This is a genomic window from Jannaschia aquimarina, assembly GCF_000877395.1.
Lineage (GTDB): Bacteria > Pseudomonadota > Alphaproteobacteria > Rhodobacterales > Rhodobacteraceae > Jannaschia > Jannaschia aquimarina.
This window is the reverse complement of record NZ_JYFE01000060.1, coordinates 111,907-131,170: the sequence shown is the minus strand read 5'-3', so window position 1 is coordinate 131,170 and position 19,264 is coordinate 111,907. Positions and strand designations below refer to the sequence as shown.

The following is a 19,264-nucleotide window of genomic DNA, read 5'->3' as shown; positions in this document are numbered from 1 at the left end:
GGGACATGACTGCACCTTTTGAACTCACCGACGACAGCGTGGTCGTCGTCATCGGCACCGGCGCAGGCGGTGGCGTGCTGGCCAACGAACTGGCCCAGCGGGGCGTCAGCGTCGTCGCGCTGGAAGCGGGCGGGCGCTACCTGCCCGAGGATTACGTCAACGACGAATGGGACAGCTTCGGCCAGCTGGCCTGGACGGACACACGGACCACGTCCGGTGATTGGCGGGTGGCCAAGGACTTCTCGGGGTTGCCAGCCTGGATCGTGAAGGCGGTGGGCGGCACGACGACCCACTGGGCTGGCGCGTCGATCCGGTTCCAGCCTCACGAATGGAAGGCGCTGACCAATTACGGCGCGGTCGATGGCGCGACCCTGCTCGACTGGCCGATCGACGCCGAGGAGATGGCGCCGTGGTACGACTTGGCCGAGGCGAAGCTGGGCGTCACGCGCACCGGCGATCGTCCCGGGCTGCCGGGCAACAACAACTTCAAGGTGTTCGAAGCGGGCGCGCGCAAGCTGGGCTACGAAGAGGTCCATACCGGCCGCATGGCGATCCAGTCCACCGATGACGGCGACCGGATCAAGTGCCAGCAGACGGGATTCTGCTTTCAGGGATGCAAATGGGGCGCCAAGTGGTCGGCGGCCTACACGGACATCCCCGACGGCGAGGCGACGGGCAATCTGGAGGTCCGTGAAAAGGCCCATGTCGCGCGGATCCTGCATGACGACAGTGGCAAGGTGACTGGCGTCGAGTATTTCGACGAAGACGGCAACCTGAACTTCCAGGCCGCCCGGATCGTCGCGGTCGCCGGCAATTCGTTCGAGAGCCCGCGACTTCTGCTGAACTCGGCTTCGTCGATGTTCCCCGATGGTCTGGGCAACTCGTCGGGTCACGTCGGGCGGCACTACATGCGCCACCTCACCGGCTCGGTCTATGGGATCTTCGACAAACCGGTCCGGATGTGGCGCGGTACCACGATGGCGGGGATCGTCGCCGACGAGTCCAAGCACGATCCGTCCCGGGGCTTCGTCGGCGGGTACGAGCTGGAAACCCTGAGTCTGGGTCTTCCCTTCATGGCGGCGTTCCTCGATCCGGGTGCATGGGGCCGGGAATTCACCTCGGCACTGGACCAGTACGAGAACATGGCCGGCATGTGGATCGTCGGAGAGGACATGCCGCAGGCGGACAACCGCGTGACGCTGTCCGATGCAGAGGATCAGTGGGGTCTGAAGGTGGCGAACGTCCACTATTCCGATCATCCCAACGATATCGCGATGCGCGATCACGCCTATCGTCAGGGGGCCGCGATCTACGATGCGATGGGGGCGACCCGGACGATGCCGACGCCGCCCTATCCGTCGACGCACAACCTCGGCACCAACCGCATGTCGGAAAGGCCCGAGGACGGCGTCGTCAACCGTTGGGGGCAGACGCACGACATCGCGAACCTGTTCGTGTCGGACGGGTCCCAGTTCACGACCGGTGCGGCCGAGAATCCGACGCTCACGATCGTCGCGCTGGCGATCCGTCAGGCGGACCATATCGCCAGCGAGATGTCGGCCGGAAACCTCTGACCATTGGGGCGGGCGCCGAAAGGTGTCCGCCCCTTGACGCTTGCCCTCTCGCTTCCCCCCGCGTCAGGATGAAGGCGGGAGGAACATGACATGGAATATCGTTATCTGGGCCGATCCGGGCTGCGTGTTTCGGCGCTTGCGATGGGGACCTTCACCTTCGGTGGCCGAGGCGATTTCGGCATGGTTGGTTCCGCGGACGTAGCCAGCGCCGGCCGCCTGGTCGATGCCTGCCTGGATCGGGGGGTCAACCTGATCGACACGGCCAACATGTACTCGCTGGGCCTGTCCGAAGAGATCGTGGGCGAGGTCATGGCGACGCGCGATCCCGACACGCTCATCTGCTCGAAGGCGCGGATGCGGATCGGCGACGGACCGAATGATGAAGGCATCAGCCGCTGGCACCTGATCCGCGAATGCGAGCGGTCGTTGAAACGCCTGCGCCGAGACCACATCGACATCTACCTCATGCACGAATGGGACGGGCGGACGCCGGTCGAGGAGGCGATGGCGGCGCTCGATATCCTCGTGAAGCACGGCAAGGTGCGGTATTTCGGCTGCTCGAACTGGTCCGGATGGCAGGTGATGAAGGGTCTGATGGCAAGTGGGGCCGGCGGGCTGGAACGGTTTACCGCGCAGCAGATCCACTACACGCTGGAGGCGCGCGAGTCCGAATACGAACTGCTACCTCTCTCCGTCGATCAGGGAATCGGCGTGATGATCTGGTCGCCCCTGGTCGCGGGCCTTCTGACGGGAAAGCACACGCGGGAGGGCTTTGCCGAAGGGTCGCGGCAGGAAAGCGGATGGACAGAGCCGCCCATCCGCGACTGGGATCGCCTGTGGCGGATCGTGGACGTGCTCCGTGATGTCGCCGAGGGGCACGGCGTGCCCCCGGCTCAGGTCGCACTGGCGTGGCTTTTGCAGCGGCCCGCCGTCGCGACTCTGGTGGTCGGCGGACGCACGGAGGACCAGTTCGCCCAGACGCTGGCAGCCTGCGACCTGAAGCTGAGCGAAGAGGATGTCACCAAGCTGGACGAGGTCTCGCGTCCGCCGCTGATCTACCCCTACTGGCACCAGCATCAGTTCGCGAAGCCGCGCTTCTCGGACGCGGACTGGGCGCTGCATCGTGGCCAGAAGGTCGATGGGTTGGAGGGGTATTCCGACTGATCCCTCCGGGGACGGCCGAGCGGTTACTTGCGCCCCGTCACCGCCTCGACGATCCGGGTCATCGCCAGCATGCCCGGATCGTCCATTCCCACCGACTTTTCGGCGAAGATGCGGGCGCGGCCGATCTGGGCGGGCTTGTCGCGGAAAGCCTGTTGCGCGTCGCGGCAGGCCGTGACGGCCGCGGCGGCGGGGTCGTCCGCGCCTTCCAGCGCGCCGACCATCGCGTGCAGGCTGTCGAGCACGGTCTTGTTCCCAAGCTCCGCCTTGCCGCGGGCCATCATCTTGTCCCGCGCGGCGGCGATCAGGGCCGCGACCTTCGAGGGTTCGACGCTTGCCTTGCCCCTAGTCTCCTTCGCGGCCGCCATCAGGCCGGTTGCCAGAAGCGTCCCATACGAGGAGGAAGAGACCTTGGTGAAGGCCTGGGCCGCATTCATCAGCGCCATGCCGAAATCGTCGTCCGGCATCTGATCCGTCCGCGCCGCCACCTCGCGCGCGCCGCTGCGCATGGTGACGCCCAGATCGCCGTCGCCCAGCTTGCCGTCGGCCGCATTGAGGGCATCGAATTCCTGCTCCATCGCGTCCTTAAGGCGTGCAGCGGCTGCGCGCAGATCGTCGACACCGATCATTTGACCGTCCAGAACGCGCAGTCGCACGGTGCCTTGAGATATCCCTCCAATTCCTCGTCCAGCTTGCAGAGCGTGAAGCTAACGCCCGCCATTTCCATCGATGTGGCGTAACGACCGACCAGTGGCATGACGATGTCCGCGCCCGCACCGTCCAGCCGCTTCTTGACGATGCGGTAGAGGATATACAGCTCCTCTGGCGGCGTCGCGCCCAGCGAGTTGACCATGATCGACACGCGGTCGCCCGATGCGACCTCGATATCGGCCAGCAGGCGGTCCATCATCTCTTCGGCGATCTCGTCGGCGGGCTTGAGTTTGTCGCGCCAGACGCCGGGCTCCCCATGGATGCCCATGCCCATCTCCATCTCGTCCTCGGCGATTTCGAAGGTCGGTTTTCCGGCCTGCGGAACGGTGCAGGGCGACAGGGCCGCCCCAACGGAGCGGCAGGCATCGGCGGCCTTCTGGGCGATGCGGGTGACATCTGTCAGGTCCTTGCCGGCCTCTGCGGCGGCGCCTGCGATCTTGAAGGCATAGACCATGCCGGCCACGCCGCGCCGCTTGTCGGCCTCCTCTGGCGGGGCCGAGGCGACATCATCCGCCAAAAGGACGGTGGTCGTCTCGATATCGTCCATCTCGACCAGGTCGCCCGCCATGTCGAAATTCATGACGTCGCCGCCGTAGTTCCCATACAGGCGCAGCACGCCCGCGCCCCGGTCCGCAGCGCGGATTGCGTCCGCCATCTGCTCGGCCGACGGAGAGGCGAAGACCTGGCCGATGGCGCAGGCATCCAAGAGGCCCGGTCCGACATATCCGGTGAAGACCGGCAGGTGCCCCGAGCCGCCTCCGGTCACGATGCCGACCTTGCCTTCGGCCCCCGGCGTCGCGCGGGCGACGGCGCGCTTGTCCTCGCCCACCAGCCGGTAGAATTCCGGATGCGCAGCGCAAAGGCCGTCCAGCATCTCGTCGACGTAGCTTTCCGGATCGTTCAGGATCTTCTTCATGATGTCCTCCGTTTGGCGAGTGTATTGATCAGCATCACCGCGATCAGAAGCGCGCCCCAGATCATCTCCCGCGCGAAATTGGTGACGCCGAGAAGGTTCAGGCCCGAGCTCAGGAACTGCATCGACAGCACGGCCAGCACGACCCCGATGATCCGGCCGTAGCCTCCATAGGGGTTCACGCCGCCCAGCACCGCGATGAGCACGGCCAGCAGCAGGTAGCTCGACCCGTAATCCGCCTTGGCGGAGTTGGCGCGCGACATGACGATGAAGCCCGCCACCGCCGACAGCATCCCGCAGAGCGCATAGAGCTTGATCAGCACGGCGCCGGTATCCATCGCCGCATAGCGCGCGGCCAGCGGGTTCGCGCCGAACATCCGCGTCTTGAGCCCGAAGGACGTGCGCGACATCAGCCAGCCGAGCGCCGCGGCGAGCAGGGCGAAGACGACCAGCGGAACGGGGATCCACAGGATCGTCCCGTTTCCGATCCACGCCGCCGCGGACGGCAGGCCCATGACCGCGCTGCCCCCCGTCATCGCGATGGCAAACCCGGTGAAGATCAGGCCCGACCCGAGCGTCGCCAAGATCGGCGGCAGGCCCAGCGTGGCCACGAGGACCCCGTTGAACAGACCCGCGACCAGTCCGACGCACAGAGCCATGACGAAGGCGAGCGCGACCATCCCCGCGCCGCCATCGGCCCCGACGACGTTCGCCATGAACAGGGCGGCGACGACCGCCGACAGGTTGGCCGCCCCGACCACGGACAGGTCGATGCCGCCCGTCAGCATCGCCACGGCAACCGCAAGCGCGAGGATGGCGAATTCGGGAAACTGGAACGCCATAGAGGTGAGGTTCTGAGGCGACAGGAACCGTTCGGGCGAAAGCGCCGCCATCAGCACGAAGACCACTATCGTGATCAGGGCCAGGCGCCCTTCGGTGGAATGCAGGATGCGGCTCATGCGGCGCGTGCCTCCGCCCGTTTCGCCTGCCAGGCGGGCAGGCCGGTTCCCAGAAGGATCAGCGCGCCGATCGTGACCGATTGCCAGGTCGACGGGATGCCGATCACGATCAGAGAGTTCCGGACCAGCACGATCAGCGCGACCCCCAGCAATGTCCCCGTCAGCGTGCCGACGCCGCCGGTCAGGCGTGCGCCGCCCAGGACGACGGCGGCGATCACGCTCAGTTCCAGGCCCACGAGGTCGAAGGGGTTGGCGATGCGCGCGGTCGAGGCGTGGATGATCCCGGCCAATCCGGCCAACGCACCGACATAGATGTAGATGAACATCTGCGTCTTCGTGACGTCGATCCCGATGCGGCGCGCGCTTTCGGGGGCGCCGCCGATGGCATAGATGGACCGGCCCAGCATGGTGCGGTTCAGGATGAACCAGGTCAGGATGACCAGCGCCACAAGGAAAGCGAAGGCCCAGGGCAGCGAATAGAAGCTGCCGTCCGAGTTCGTCCCCCGGATCATCATCAGGCGACTGAAGTCCCGCATCCCGGATGGCAGGTTTGAAATCTGGACCGTGCCCACGAAGGTCAGAAGGAAACCGCGAAAGACCGACAGTGTGCCCAGCGTCACGATGAGGGTCGGCAGGCCGAAGACGGCGATCAGGACACCGTTGATCGCGCCCAGCGCCGCACCGATCGCGGTCGCCACCGCAAAGGCCACGGGCCAGGGCAGATCGGGCGCCACGTCACGCAGGATCACCGTGGTCGTGTACATGGCAAAGGCCGCGACGGCGGTGAAGCTGACGTCGATCCCCCCAGAGACAAGCACCACCATGGCGGCGACGGCCAGGATGCCCAGAACGATCCCGTTTCGCATCAGGTCGATCAGGGTCGGGATCGACAAGAAGTTCGGATCGGACACGGCGGCGAGCACGCAGAAGGCGACGATCACACCGAAGACGAGCACTTCGTTGCGGGCCCAGTCGAATGATTTCACGCCTGCCTCCATGGTATCTGGTCCATGTCGATCCTCACGAGGCCAGCCTGTGGCTCAGGTCGTCTTCGGTGATGCCTTCGCCGCCGGCGACCTCGTCGGTAATCACGCCAGCCTTCATGACGAGGATGCGGTGGCAGGTGCCCAGAAGCTCTGGCAGGTCGTCGGAGATGACGATCACGCCCAGACCGCGTGCGGCGAGGTCTGAGATGATGGCGTGGATCTCTGCCTTGGAGCCGACATCCACCCCGACGCTCGGTCCGTTCAGGATCAGGACGCGGGGCTGACGCGCCATCCAGCGTGCGAGCACGACACGCTGTTGATTGCCGCCGGACAGTGATCGTACCGGCGCCTGCGGGTCGGGCGCTTTCACGGACAGGCGTTTCAGCCATTCGGCGGCCTCCTCCCAGAGGTCGCGCAGGTTCAGGACGCCGCCGGATGCGTGGGCTTCGAGCCGGCCGACCGCGATGTTGCGCGCGATCGATTGTTCCAGGAACAGGCCCTCGGTCAGGCGGTCTTCCGGCACGTAGCCGATCCCGGCCCCCGCCGCCGCGATGGGGTCGCCCAACGGCACGTCCGTCCCGTCAAGCGTCACGCGACCGCTGTCCGGGGTGGCAAGTCCGAACAACGCCTTGGCCAGCGATGTCCGGCCGGAGCCGAGCAGGCCTGCCACGCCAAGCACCTCCCCCGCGCGCAGGGTCAGCGACACATCGCGGAACGCGCCGTCCTTCGTGAGGTTTTCGACCTTAAGAAGGTCCGACGCGGAGGGATCGAGCGGCTCGGGCGGGGTCTCGGCCACGTCGCGGCCGGTCATCGCCCGGGTCAGGGAGGCGGCATCGAAGGTCTCTGCCGGGCCATCGGCGACCTTTTCGCCGTTGCGCAGGACGACGACATGCTCGCAGACTTCCAAGACCTCGGCCAGCTTGTGAGAGACGAACAGGACGGCCACGCCATCGGCCTTCAGCCTGCGGATCAGATCGAGCAGCCGGGCGACCTCGCGCTCGGTCAGAGCGGTGGTGGGTTCGTCCATGATGATGAGGCGCGCATCGGCGGCGAGCGCGCGGCAGATTGCGACGAGTTGCTTGTGCGCGACGGGCAGGCGTTCGACCCGCGCGTCGAGGTCCAGATCGACGCCGATCCGGTCTAGCACCTCCCGCGCACGTTCACGGGCGCGGCGACGATGGACGAGACGCGCGCCTGTCGCCCGCTCGGCCGTCATGGCGATGTTCTCGGCCACCGACAGGTTCGGAAACAGGCTGAAATCCTGAAAGATCACCTGCATCCCGGCCCGGGTCGCGGCGGTCGGCGTCAGCCGTGTCTGCGGCACCCCGTCGAAGAGGATGCGCCCCGCGCTCGGACGTTCGACGCCGACGAGGACCTTGATCAGAGTCGATTTGCCGGATCCGTTCTCTCCAGCGAGACAGACCGCCTCTCCGGCGCGGATGGTCAGGTCGACCTCGGACAGGGCGGTTATGGCGGCATATCTCTTGGTCACGCCTTCGAGCGTCACCAAGGGGGCGGACGTGTCGGTCATGGGATTTCCCGTTTGCCGGGGGACGGCCGATGCCGCCCCCCGCGCGCCGATCAGAAGTCGTAATCGGCCATGTTGGACGCATCCACGTCGACGAAGGCTTCGCCGTAGATGACCTTTCCGTCGAGCGTGATGTTCCCGTAGCCCTCAAGCCCGAGATCCATGCCGTCGGTGATCTCTTCGCCATTCATGACCATCATCGCGACTGCGTTCATGGCCTTGCCGGCAATCTTCGGATCCCAGAAGCCGATTCCGTCAACGGCGCCCGTCTCCATGTACTGACCGGCGATCGAAGGAAGCGACGTGCCGAAGACACAGGTCTCGTCTTCCAGTCCGCGTTCTTCGATGGCGAGGCCGATCCCCGCCACGTCGGTCGAGGCCGAGCCCTGCATGCCCTTGATGTTGGGATGCGCCCGCAGGACTTCCTGAGCACGGGCATAGGCCTGCTGCTGGTCGTCCGCCGTCTCGTTGCGGTCGCCGACAAGCGTCATGTTCGGGTAGGCTTCTTCCTGGCGGGCGATGGCGCCGTCGACCCATTGGTTGTGGGTCTGGCTGCCCAGAGAGCCGACGAAGACGGCATATTCGCCCTCTTCGCCCATGCAGGCGGCGAGGCGGTCCATCAGGTTGGCGCCGAAATCCTCGTTCCGGAACGCTTCGATGTCGTATTGGGTGTTCTGCTGGCTCGCCGCCTCGTGCGTGATGACGGTGATGCCCTGCTCCATCGCGCGGCCCAGAACGGGCTCGATCGCCTCGGGCGACATCGGCACGACCAAGAGCGCATCGACGCCCTGCGCGATCATGTCTTCGATCAGCGCGACCTGCTGCTGTGGGTCGGCCTGGGCAGGTCCCACGAGGAAGGCGTTGTTCCCCGTCTCCTCGGCCCATTCGTCGACGCCTTCCCGCATCCGGTTGAACCAGGCGATTCCGTCGATCTTGACGACGGTGGCCATCTGCTTGGCATGGGCGTCGGCGAAGGCCGGGGCGGCCAGCATCGTCGTGGCCAATGCGGCCGCGGTGACTGTCAGGTTCTTCATGTCTTCCTCCCTGTGTCGCCCCGGCCTCCACCGGGGGCGTGCATGACGCACGGTAAATTGCGGGCTCCGCCGTTCAAGCGGTTTCCGCAAGGTCTGGCCGGGGCGCGATCAGCGCGGCGGCAAGGTCGGGCCGGACGAGATGGGGCAGATGCCCCGCGCCCGGGATCAGGTGAATGCGCGCCTCGGCAGGCAGGTGCGCGACGTCGCGCCAGTCCAGAACGCGGTCCGCGGTGCCGAAAACGACCGAGACCGGGCAGGGTGCGGACGCCAGATCTCCGGTCACGTCGATCTGCTGGACGCCGTGCCGCGCGACCGCATTCGCCAGGAGCACGCGGCCCTCCAGACCGTCGAGATGACGCTCCAGCCGGTCTCTCAGGGCGACATCCGAGATCGGTCCGCCGTCGAGCTGCTCGATCGCGGCGCGCAGGGCTTCGGGATCGCGGGCCTTCGCCATCGAGGTCAGGAACCCGTCGTCGATCTTCGCGCCAAGCCCGGCCGGCGCAAACAGCGTCAGACTGCGCACCCGGTCCCCGAGCCGCGTCGCGAGGCGCGCGGCCAGCGCCGCGCCAAGGGAATGGCCGACCAGATGGATCGGCCCTGCGGGCAGATGCTCCAAGAGTTGCTCGGCTGCGGCGGCGAAGCTGTCGACCGGCGGCGCCCCGGCGCCGTGACCGGGTAGTGCGAGCGCTGTGGTCTTCAGGCCGCGCTTCGCCAGCCGCGCAGGCAGCCCGCGCCAGCCGGACGGGTCGTCGTAGAGCCCATGGATCAGGACGACCGTGCCGTCCGATGCACCGCCTGCGACGTCTGCCGCCGTGATACGGCCGCGACGGCCTGTCCCGCGGATCCCGTCCAGGGACACACCCAACCGCCGCGCTTCCGCCCGGGCGGCAGGCGAGGCGGGAACGCGGTCCGCCGACGGCCGTGGAGCGCGAGCGCGTCGGGCACGCGATGCGTCCGGTGCGGTCGGTTCTCTGGTCGGCCCCGAAGGTGACGGCACGTCCGATTTGGTCTCGTCGGCCTCCTGTTCGACCTCGGCGATCGGCTGATCCAGCTCGATCGTGTCCCCTTCGGAGACCAGCCGTTCCAGCAGGGTTCCGGCTGCGAGGGCGGGAACCTCGACGACGGTCTTGTCCGTCTCCACCTCCAGCAGAACATCGCCTCGCCGATAGGATGCACCCGGCGCGACGATCCACTCCGTGACGCGCGCCTCTTCCATCGTCTCCCCAAGCCGGGGCAGCTTGAGTATCACGCGGCCCATGACGGTGCCTCTCGCGTGACCAGCCAGCGGGCGGTCTCCCCGATCAGGGTCGCATCCGGGATCGACGCGGCTTCCAGCGCCGGCGCCACGGGAACGGGGATGTCTTCTCCGCCAAGGCGCAGCGGCGGCTCTTCCAGCCAGTCGAAGCACTGCTCGGTCACCCGCGCCGCGATTTCCGAGGCGACGGACCCCGTCGTGACGGCCTCGGTCACGATCAGGCATCGGCCGGTGCGCCGGACGCTGTCCATCAGGACCTCGTCCTCCAGCGGGTTCAGGGTCCGCAGGTCGATCACTTCGACCTCGACCGAGGGCGCGAGGGCTTCGGCGGCCTTCAGGACCTCCTGCAGCATCCGGGAATAGGTGGCGATCGTGAGATCCGTCCCCTTGCGGCGGATCGCGGGCTGGCCCCAGGGCGCGTCGGGCTCGGGTCCGATCTCTCCCTTCAGGGTGTAGAGCCCCTTGTGCTCGATGAAGCAGACCGGATCGGGCTGGCGCAGGGCGTCGCGCAAAAGATGGTAGGCGTCGGAAACCGTGCCGGGCATGGCGAGGCGCAGGCCGGGGACGTGCATCATCCATGCCTCCAGGCTCTGCGAGTGCTGTGCGGCGGCGGACCGTCCGGTTCCCCCTTGCGTTCGCAGAACCATCGGCACGCCGATCTGACCTCCGAACATGTAGCGCGATTTCGCCGCCTGATTGGCAAGCTGGTCCATGACGAGGCCCGCGAAGTCGACATACATGATCTCGGCCACGGGCCGCAGTCCGGTCATCGCCGCGCCGATGGCGGCGCCGACGATCCCGGGCTCCGAGATCGGCGTGTCGATGACTCTCGTCTCTCCGAAGCGGTCGAGCAGGCCCTTGGTCACGCCATAGGCCCCCCCGTAAAGCCCCACCTCCTCGCCCAAGAGGATGACGGAATCGTCGTCCTCCATCGCGTCGACGAGCGCTTGTCTAAGCGCGTCACGATAGGTCGTCGTCACGCGCTCTCTCCCAGAATGTCCATCAGTCTTTCGCGTTGCGGGCGCGGCGGGGGCGTCCCCTCGGCATAGACGTCCTCGAACATGCTCGCATGGTCCGGAGGAGCCGCCGCGATCGCGTCTTCCATCGCCTTGTCCATCTCCGCTTCCGCCTCGTCGTCGATCCGGTCGAGCGTGATATCGTCGCCGATCCGGTTCCGCGCGCGGGCAAGGGGGTCGCGCTGACGGCCCTCCTCCTCTTCTTCGGGGCTGCGGTAGGGCGACTTGTCCATCCGCGCGTGCCCGTGGAAGCGATAGGCGTCGATCTCCAGAAATCCGGCGCGGCCGTTCCGGGCGCCGTCCATCACATCCTGCGCGGCCTCGAAGACCTCTTCGACCTCTGCACCGTCGGCGCGTGCACCGTTCAAACCGAATGCGGTTGCACGCGCCGGGAAGTCGCGATGTCCGGCCGAACGGTCCACCCGCGTCCCCATCCCGTACTGGTTGTTGATGCAGCAGAACACGACCGGCAGCTTCCAGAGCGCGGCCATGTTCTTCGCTTCGTACAGGATGCCCTGGCTCATCGCGCCGTCCCCGAAGAAGGCGACAGACACCGCGTCGGACCCGGCATTTCGCGCAGAGATGCCGGCCCCCACGACATGGGGGATTCCACCGCCTACGATGGCATTGGCGCCCAGATGGCCCAGACCGCGATCCGCGATGTGCATCGAGCCGCCCTTGCCCCGGCAATAGCCGGACCCCCGCCCCCCGATCTCGGCCAGCATCCGCGCCGGATCTGCCCCGCGGGCCAGAAAGATCCCGTGACCGCGGTGATGCGTCGTGAACGTGTCGCCGTCGCGCATATGGTCGGTCAGGCCGACCACGGCCTCCTCTCCGATGGAGAGGTGCAGCATCGAGCCCGCGCTTTCGCCCTTGAGGAACAACTCGCCCACCCGCTCTTCGAAGGTGCGGATCCGGCGCATGGTGCGGTAGCGCGCGATATGTGCGTCGTTGGCCCGGCTCATTCGCGAACTTCTTTCAGGGCGTGATAGGCCGTTCGGTAGCGGTCGTAGATCGGGGCGTAGGCCGCGTGCGCGTCCATGTCCGGCTCGATCACCCGAGCCGTGCGGACCATCGCGGCGCAGCCCGCGTCGATGCTGTCGAAGGCCCCGGCGCCATAAGCGGCCAGGATCGCCGAGCCCAGGCACGGCGCCTCTGGCTGTTCGGTGATCTCAAGCGGCAGGCCCAGCGTGTCGGCGTGGATCTGCAACCAGAACGGCGCGTTGGTGGCGCCGCCCGCGACGACGATGCGCTTGGCTTCGAAGGCATCGCCGAAAGCGTCGACGATGGCGCGGGTCCCCAGGCAAACCCCTTCGATCAGGGCTCGATAGACGTGGGCGGGGCTGTGCTTCAGGGTCAGGCCGGTGATCGCGCCACGGGCCAGCGCATCCGTGTGAGGTGTGCGGTTGCCCTGGAAATGATCGACCGCCAGCAGGCCTTCGGCCCCCGGAGGCAGGGCGGCAGCCGCGGCGTTCAAGTCGTCGTAAGGCGTACCGGGCGCGAAGTTGCGCTTGAACCACGCGATGATCGACCCGGTCGAGGTCTGGCCCCCCTCGATCACCGGGCGACCAGGGTAGACGCAATCGGCATAGGTGCCCCAGACACCGGCCGCGTGGGTCTCTCCGGCGGCGATGCCCAATTGCAGGTGCGACGACCCGGTGATGAGCGCGAGGTCGCCCGGCTGCGTGACGCCCAGACCGATCATTCCGATAAAGGCATCCGCCCCGCCCTGAACGACCTGAACGCCGGTGGACAATCCCAGATGATCCGCCGCCGCCGGTGTCAGGGGGCCCACCACTTCCCCCGGTGCGGCGATATCCGAGGGCCACTTCTCGCGTAGATCCGACAGATCCAGGCGGGCGAGCAGGCTATCGGGCCATCCGCCATGCTGCGTCTGATAGTGCCAGCGCATCGTCAGGTTGTTCAACGAGGCGCACCAGCGACCCGTCAGTCGGAATGTCAGGAAATCCTGGTATTCGCCGACCTTTGTCGCGCGTGCCAAGATGTCAGGCTGGTTCCGTTTGATCCACAAGGCCTTGGGCAGCATCCATTCCGGTGAGAGCGGTCCCGCCCCGGCGCCATTGACCCGCAAGGCCGGATCGCCCGTGGCGAGGATATCCGCCGCCTCCTCGTGGGCGCGGACGTCCATCCAGAGCAGGCATGGCCTGAGCGGCGCGCCGTCTTCGTCCAGCGCGACGACGGTGCAACTTGTGGTGTCGCAGGCGAGGGCGGCAATGCTGCCCGTGTCCACGCCCGAAGCGGCGACCGCGCCGCGCACGGCCTCTCCACAGGCACGCCACCACGCGTCGGGGTCCTGCTCGGCGCGACCGGGCGCGGGAAAGTCGGTCTCGTAGGGCGCGGAGTGGTCCCCAAGCGACCGGCCTGTCAGGTCGAAGACGCGGGCGCGCAGGCCTTCCGTCCCGCCGTCGATGCCGATCACATGGGTTCCCGTCACATGCGCCTCCCCTCGCTGCGACTGCTCTGCTGCAACTGCACAATTGTGCAGACAACACACATTTGTGTATCTCGAACCTGCGACGAGTCAAGGAGACGGCGATGGCGGGGGAGGAGACGCGCGTCCGGGTGGCCTGGCTCTACCATGTCGGCGGGCTGAGTCAGGACGAGGTCGGCAAGCGTCTCGGCCTGTCGCGTTTCAAGGTTCTGCGGCTGTTGTCCGAAGCCCGCGAGGCGGGCCTCGTGCGGGTCACGCTGGATCATGAGAATGCCACGACCCTGGCTTTGGCAGAGGAGTTGAGAGAGCGCTTCGGCCTGTCGGACGCCCTTGTCGCCCCCGATCCAGGTTCTGATCCCGCTGCCGTGCGGCGCGCGGTGGGGACGGTGGCGGCGCGATGGCTGGACGACGCGATCGTCGGAGAGGCCGGCGTGTTGGGGGTCGGCTGGGGCCGAACGCTCGCCGCGATGGCCGATGCCTGGCCCGGGGGCCGAAATCCCGATCTGCGCGTCGTCTCGCTGATGGGGGCCATGGTCCGAACCGGCGATGACGGGCCGATCGACGTCTGCGCGCGTATCGCGGCCTCGGCCGGAGGGCAGGCTCTGTTCCTGCCCGCGCCCTTCCTCGCCGACACCCCCGAAGACGCCGCGCGGATCCAGTCACAGCGGCTGGTCCGCGAGGCGCTGGACGTCGCGCGGACGGCGTCCCGCATGGTGATCTCGGTCGGCGAGGGCGGCCCCGGCTCTCTTCTGTCGATGTCGGGCGTTCTGGATGACGGCGATCTGGCGCGGCTGGCGGCGGCCGGGGCGGTGGCGGATACGACGGGCAAGTTCTTCCGGGAGGACGGCACGCTTGCGCCCGTGGATCTCAACGAGCGCGCGCCTTCGATCGGGTTGGATGACCTCCGCCGGTCGGAGGTGACGATGCTCGCCGCGGGAACGGCGAAGAGACGGGCGACCCGCGCCGTCCTTCGCGCGGGGTTCGTGGACCGGCTGATCGCGGACGAGACACTGGCAACGGCATTGATGGAGGATGACGCATGAAGGGCTTCGGCGTTCATACGAGCATGTGGACCATGTCCTGGGATCGGGCGGGCGCCGAACGTGCCGTCGCGGCGGCCGTTGATCACGGCTTCGACTTCATCGAGATCGCGCTCTTGTCGCCGGATAACGTCGATCCGGCCCATTCTCGTGGCCTGCTGCAGAAGGCCGGACTTCGGGCGGTCTGCTCTCTCGGTCTGCCCCAAGCGGTCTGGCCCTCGCGTCATGGACCCGAGGGGGCGGTCGCTTTCCTGACGAATGCATTGGACGTGGCCCATGCGATGGGGGCCGAGGCCCTGTCCGGCGTGACCTTCGGCGGCATCGGCGAGACGACCGGCGCCCCCCCGACCGCGGTCGAACTGGATAACGCTGCCCGCACCCTGGATGCGGCGGCGGCCCACGCGGCCAAGCTGGACATGCGCTTCGGCATCGAGCCGGTGAACCGATACGAGACCCATCTTCTGAACACGGCGCGCCAAGGCGTCGAAATGATCGAGCGGGTCGGAGCGCCGAACCTTTTCCTTCACCTCGACACCTATCACATGAATATCGAGGAGCGCGGTATGGCGCTCGGGATCCTCGAGGCCCGAGAGCATCTGGCCTATATTCATCTCTCGGAGTCCGACCGGGGGACACCGGGGGCCGGGAATGTCCGGTGGGACGAGGTCTATGGCGCCCTGGCCGCGATCGGCTTCGAGGGCGGGCTCGCGATGGAGAGCTTCATCGACATGCCTCCCGAGATCGCGCACGGCCTTGCCGTCTGGCGCCCGGTCGCCGAAAGCCGCGACGTGGTTCTGGAGCGTGGCCTTCCGTTTCTTCGCAACAAGGCGATCCAATATGGTCTGTGGCAACCGGGCGACTAGGAACCGGCCGATTGGCAGGTCGAGCCGTCATTGCTAGCATCGACCCGTCACCCTCCGGGAGGAGAGGCCGACCGCTTGGGGAAGGGGTCCGTCTTTGGGAGGAGACGACATGGATATCGCTTCGCCGCAGGGCCGGGTCTCGACCTGGCTTGCCAAGTTCGCCGATGCGCTCGAGAACGGGTCGCCGGATCAGGTGGCCCAGCTCTTCGCGCCGACCTGCTATTGGCGCGACCTGATCGCGCTGACCTGGAACATCCGCACGATGGAAGGGCGCGATGCCATCGCCGACATGGTGGGCGCGACCCGCGATCACGCCCGCCCGAGGAACTGGCAGATCGACGGCGATGTGACCGAAGCCGATGGAACCGCCGAGGCCTGGCTGACCTTCGAGACCGAGGTCGCGCGGGGCAAGGGCCATCTTCGACTGGGTCCCGATGGGGCGATCACGCTGCTGACCACGGCGCAGGAACTGAAGGGCTACGAAGAGAAACGCGGTCCGACACGCGAACCGGGCGTGGAGCATGGCAGTCATCCGGGCCGCAAGACCTGGTCCGAACGGCGCGCCGACGAACAGGCGCGGCTTGGCCGGGAAGAACAGCCCTTCGTGGTCATCGTCGGGGGCGGACAGGGCGGTATCGCGCTCAGCGCCCGTCTGCGCCGGTTGGAGGTGCCCCATGTCGTGATCGAGAAGAACGACCGGGCGGGCGATAGCTGGCGGCGGCGGTACAAGTCGCTCTGCCTGCACGATCCGGTCTGGTATGACCATCTGCCCTACATCCCGTTCCCCGACCATTGGCCCGTCTTCGCGCCCAAGGACAAGCTGGGCGATTGGCTGGAAAGCTACGTCAAGGTGATGGAGTTGCCCTACTGGGCGCGAACCGAGGCCAGATCCGCCCGCTATGACGAGAAGGCCGACCATTGGGTCGTGGAGATCGACCGTGACGGCGAGGCCATGACCCTGACGCCCAAGCATCTGGTGCTGGCCACGGGCATGTCCGGTATTCCCAACATCCCGGACCTTCCCGGCATGGACCGGTTCAAGGGCGACATCCATCATTCCAGCCAGCATCCGGGGCCTGATACCTATGCCGGAAAGAAGGTGGTCGTGGTCGGATCGAACAACTCGGCCCATGACATCTCGGCCGCGCTCTACGAGGCGGGGTCTGACGTCACGATGGTGCAGCGGTCCTCCACCCATATCTCTCGGTCCGAGACGCTGATGGATCTGGCGCTGGGCGGGCTCTATTCCGAAGAGGCCGTTGCCAACGGGATCGACACCGATACCGCCGACCTGATCTTCGCTTCGATCCCTTACGCCATGTTGCCGTCCGTTCAGAAGGCCGTCGCGGACGGCCAGAAGGAGCGGGACAAGGACTTCTACGAGCGGTTGGAGAAGGCGGGGTTCAAGCTGGATTTCGGCGACGACGAGACCGGGCTCTTCATGAAGTATCTCCGCCGGGGGTCAGGTTACTACATCGACGTCGGCGCGTCGGAGCTTGTCGCCGACGGCAAGATCAAGCTGGCCCACGGTCAGGTGACAGAGATTACCGAGACCGGCCTCAAGCTGGATGACGGCACCGAGCTGGAGGCCGACGTGATCGTCCTGGCGACGGGCTATGGCTCGATGAACGGCTGGGCGGCGCAATTGATCAGCCAGGATGTTGCGGACAAGGTCGGCAAGGTCTGGGGCCTCGGCTCCGACACGACGAAGGACCCCGGCCCGTGGGAGGGTGAGCTCCGCAACATGTGGAAGCCGACCCAGCAGGAGGGGCTGTGGTTCCACGGCGGCAACCTGCACCAGTCGCGGCATTATTCGCAGTTCCTCGCGCTGCAACTGAAAGCGCGGGAGGCCGGGATCGATACGCCGGTCTACGGTCTGCAGGAGGTGCACCACCTGTCGTGATCCTGTCCGGATCGGGGTCCTTCCCCGGTCCGAACCGATGGCGAGGCATCTCTCGGACCGGTCCGATCGAAGGGGCCGGTCCATTTCGTCGTTTCCCGAATTCCGGTGATGGGAATCCTCCCGTCCGGCGGGCCGGCTGATCTCAGGATGCGCGCGAGTTCCTGATGGGTTCCGCCTCTGCGTCGTTCTGGGGTGGGGCGATCCGGAAGGTCCCGACCGATTGCTTCAGAGCAAGCGCCCCCTCCCGCAGGACTTGTCCGGTGCTGCAAGCGCTCTCGACCATCCCGAGATTTTCGGCAGTCAGGCCATCGAGCGCTTCCATGGCGTGTTCCGCCTCGTCCAGCTTGGTGGAGACGTTGAGAGCCGTCGCAACGATCCCTGAGACGACGCTCCGCGCGCGTTCCATATCACCGATCGTGCGGGAGGCCGCCTCGGACATGTTGCGAACGCAAACCGTTCCGGTGGCGACGCGTGCGTCATTGTCTTCGGCAAGGTCGGTGATCTCCGACGCCGCTTGCGCGATGCGTTTGGCCAGATTCCCGACTTCCGCAGCGACGACGGCGAAGCCACGTCCCGCCTCGCCCGCCCTCGCGGCTTCGATCCTTGCGTTGAGGGAGAGCAGGTTCGTCTGGGCCGCGACGTCCTCGATCAGTTCCGCGATGCCAGCAATCTGATGAGAGGCCGCCTCGATGCCGGTCATGGCGTCGACCGCGTCGGTCGCGAGTTCGCCGGTCGTTCGCGTCGCCGCCTCCGCGGCGGTCACGATCTGGTCCGTCCGGCGCGCATTCTCGGCAGCACCGCGAACCTGGCCTGCGACTGCACTCACGCCCCTGGCGGTCTGCGTGAGGGTTTCGCTTTGATCATGGAACCGCCGGGTAAGGTCTCTCAGAGCGGTGTCGATGCTGCCGAGATCCTCATGGATCCTGTGCGATGCCGTGGCGACAGAGGCGATTGCGTCGCGCAGGGCACCGGTCGCGGCGTCGTAGTCCACCTGAAGTTCGCGATGGTCGTCCGAAAACGAAAGGTCCAGGCTGTGCGTCAAGTCCCGGGCGGCAAGGCGTTCGAGTGCCTCGCTCAGCACCATGACCACCCTCTCGCGCAAAACGCTGAGTTCGGCCAATGCGGCGGCTTCGCGCAGGGCGATCGCATGTGCAGCGTCATCGGCTTCTTGTGCGCGCTTCGACTCCCCCTCGGCCAGATCATGCGCGGCCTTGGCAGCGGCCGTCGCTTCCTGTGCCTCATCGCGGGCGCGTTCGGCATCTTCGCGTCCTTGCTGCGCTTCCTTTTCCGCCTGCTCGCTCTGCGAAAGGGCGGCTTCTAGGTTTCGGGACGTCTCGGCGACCGCGAGGTCGAGCGTGTGCCGGCGGGTGACGGCGATCAGAAGGGCCGCCGTTTCCATTGCGACGATCACGGCATGCATGATCGTCCGCCCGACATTCGGAGCGAACTCGCCGGAGGGATAGACGAGCGCGGGCGCAACGAAGGTCAGGCTGAGATGGTGGGCGATGATGGCAGAGGCCGCCACGACGATCGGCCTGCGCGTCCCCATCCCCATCATCGCCGCGAGCAGCGCGAAGAACAGCATATGACTGTCCGACTGCCATGGATGACCCGCAAGCGCGGCCGTGAAGGCCATCGCCTGCCCAATCACGCCATATGCGACGAGCATGTGGCCCGTCGGCGAGGTCAACCGCGCCCCCCAGACGGCGAGCCCGGCGAGGAGACCGGCAAAGGCCAGAATTGGCAACGGGCCGTTGCCAGCCAAGAAGGCGGTCAGTCCGTTCGCCACAGCAAGCGGCCAGCAGAGCAACGCGAGACCCCATGCCGCGCGATTGCGGGCGGATCGGATCGCGTCGAGATGATCCAACC

Annotated in this window: 16 protein-coding genes; 5 read left to right on the top strand and 11 right to left on the bottom strand. The window is 66.9% G+C overall.

Going from position 1 to position 19,264, the window contains the following annotated elements:
• The first annotated feature begins 5 nt into the window (after window positions 1-5).
• Window positions 6-1,574 (top strand): GMC family oxidoreductase, encoded by a 1,569-nt coding sequence (locus jaqu_RS16115; protein ID WP_043920025.1) that lies wholly within the window; start codon window positions 6-8, stop codon window positions 1,572-1,574.
• Between the two features lie 90 nt (window positions 1,575-1,664).
• Window positions 1,665-2,738: an aldo/keto reductase gene (locus jaqu_RS16110; protein ID WP_043920024.1), complete on the top strand. Its 1,074-nt coding sequence runs from the start codon at window positions 1,665-1,667 to the stop codon at window positions 2,736-2,738.
• Window positions 2,739-2,761: 23 nt separating this feature from the next.
• On the opposite strand, the gene jaqu_RS16105 is transcribed toward jaqu_RS16110, so the two are convergent.
• The 10 genes from jaqu_RS16105 to jaqu_RS16060 form a co-directional block, all read right to left on the bottom strand.
• Window positions 2,762-3,364 carry a dihydroxyacetone kinase subunit L gene (locus tag jaqu_RS16105; RefSeq protein ID WP_043920023.1) on the bottom strand — a complete coding sequence of 201 codons (603 nt, stop codon included), beginning with the start codon at window positions 3,362-3,364 and terminating at the stop codon, window positions 2,762-2,764.
• On the bottom strand, window positions 3,361-4,362 hold the full coding sequence (locus jaqu_RS16100; protein ID WP_043920022.1) for a dihydroxyacetone kinase subunit DhaK: 1,002 nt from the start codon (window positions 4,360-4,362) through the stop codon (window positions 3,361-3,363). Before jaqu_RS16100 ends, jaqu_RS16105 begins: the two co-directional genes overlap by 4 nt.
• Window positions 4,359-5,318 (bottom strand): ABC transporter permease, encoded by a 960-nt coding sequence (locus jaqu_RS16095; protein ID WP_043920021.1) that lies wholly within the window; start codon window positions 5,316-5,318, stop codon window positions 4,359-4,361. Before jaqu_RS16095 ends, jaqu_RS16100 begins: the two co-directional genes overlap by 4 nt.
• On the bottom strand, window positions 5,315-6,304 hold the full coding sequence (locus jaqu_RS16090; RefSeq protein ID WP_084629973.1) for an ABC transporter permease: 990 nt from the start codon (window positions 6,302-6,304) through the stop codon (window positions 5,315-5,317). Before jaqu_RS16090 ends, jaqu_RS16095 begins: the two co-directional genes overlap by 4 nt.
• 34 nt (window positions 6,305-6,338) lie before the next feature.
• Window positions 6,339-7,835 (bottom strand): sugar ABC transporter ATP-binding protein, encoded by a 1,497-nt coding sequence (locus jaqu_RS16085; RefSeq protein ID WP_043920019.1) that lies wholly within the window; start codon window positions 7,833-7,835, stop codon window positions 6,339-6,341.
• A 50-nt stretch (window positions 7,836-7,885) separates the two neighbouring features.
• The gene (locus jaqu_RS16080; protein WP_043920018.1) at window positions 7,886-8,866 is read right to left on the bottom strand and encodes an autoinducer 2 ABC transporter substrate-binding protein; all 981 of its coding nucleotides are present in this window, start codon (window positions 8,864-8,866) and stop codon (window positions 7,886-7,888) included.
• A 73-nt stretch (window positions 8,867-8,939) separates the two neighbouring features.
• A complete protein-coding gene (locus jaqu_RS16075; RefSeq protein WP_043920017.1) occupies window positions 8,940-10,124 on the bottom strand; it encodes an alpha/beta fold hydrolase in 1,185 nt (394 codons plus the stop codon).
• Complete coding sequence (locus jaqu_RS16070) at window positions 10,112-11,101, bottom strand: alpha-ketoacid dehydrogenase subunit beta (protein ID WP_236687879.1); 990 nt, start codon at window positions 11,099-11,101, stop codon at window positions 10,112-10,114. The genes jaqu_RS16075 and jaqu_RS16070 overlap by 13 nt, the downstream gene beginning before the upstream one ends.
• Entirely contained in the window at window positions 11,098-12,102 is a 1,005-nt protein-coding gene (locus tag jaqu_RS16065; RefSeq protein ID WP_043920016.1) for a thiamine pyrophosphate-dependent dehydrogenase E1 component subunit alpha, read from the bottom strand. The genes jaqu_RS16070 and jaqu_RS16065 overlap by 4 nt, the downstream gene beginning before the upstream one ends.
• Window positions 12,099-13,592 carry an FGGY-family carbohydrate kinase gene (locus tag jaqu_RS16060; RefSeq protein WP_043920015.1) on the bottom strand — a complete coding sequence of 498 codons (1,494 nt, stop codon included), beginning with the start codon at window positions 13,590-13,592 and terminating at the stop codon, window positions 12,099-12,101. Before jaqu_RS16060 ends, jaqu_RS16065 begins: the two co-directional genes overlap by 4 nt.
• 101 nt (window positions 13,593-13,693) lie before the next feature.
• Here jaqu_RS16060 and jaqu_RS16055 point away from each other — a divergent pair, with 101 nt between their 5' ends.
• The 3 genes from jaqu_RS16055 (at window position 13,694) to jaqu_RS16045 (ending at window position 17,395) form a co-directional block, all read left to right on the top strand.
• Window positions 13,694-14,632: a sugar-binding transcriptional regulator gene (locus tag jaqu_RS16055; RefSeq protein WP_043920014.1), complete on the top strand. Its 939-nt coding sequence runs from the start codon at window positions 13,694-13,696 to the stop codon at window positions 14,630-14,632.
• Window positions 14,629-15,492 carry a sugar phosphate isomerase/epimerase family protein gene (locus tag jaqu_RS16050; protein WP_043920013.1) on the top strand — a complete coding sequence of 288 codons (864 nt, stop codon included), beginning with the start codon at window positions 14,629-14,631 and terminating at the stop codon, window positions 15,490-15,492. The genes jaqu_RS16055 and jaqu_RS16050 overlap by 4 nt, the downstream gene beginning before the upstream one ends.
• A gap of 109 nt (window positions 15,493-15,601) precedes the next feature.
• Complete coding sequence (locus tag jaqu_RS16045; RefSeq protein ID WP_043920012.1) at window positions 15,602-17,395, top strand: NAD(P)/FAD-dependent oxidoreductase; 1,794 nt, start codon at window positions 15,602-15,604, stop codon at window positions 17,393-17,395.
• Between the two features lie 142 nt (window positions 17,396-17,537).
• On the opposite strand, the gene jaqu_RS16040 is transcribed toward jaqu_RS16045, so the two are convergent.
• Window positions 17,538-19,262 carry a methyl-accepting chemotaxis protein gene (locus tag jaqu_RS16040; RefSeq protein WP_043920011.1) on the bottom strand — a complete coding sequence of 575 codons (1,725 nt, stop codon included), beginning with the start codon at window positions 19,260-19,262 and terminating at the stop codon, window positions 17,538-17,540.
• Between the last annotated feature and the right edge of the window lie 2 nt (window positions 19,263-19,264).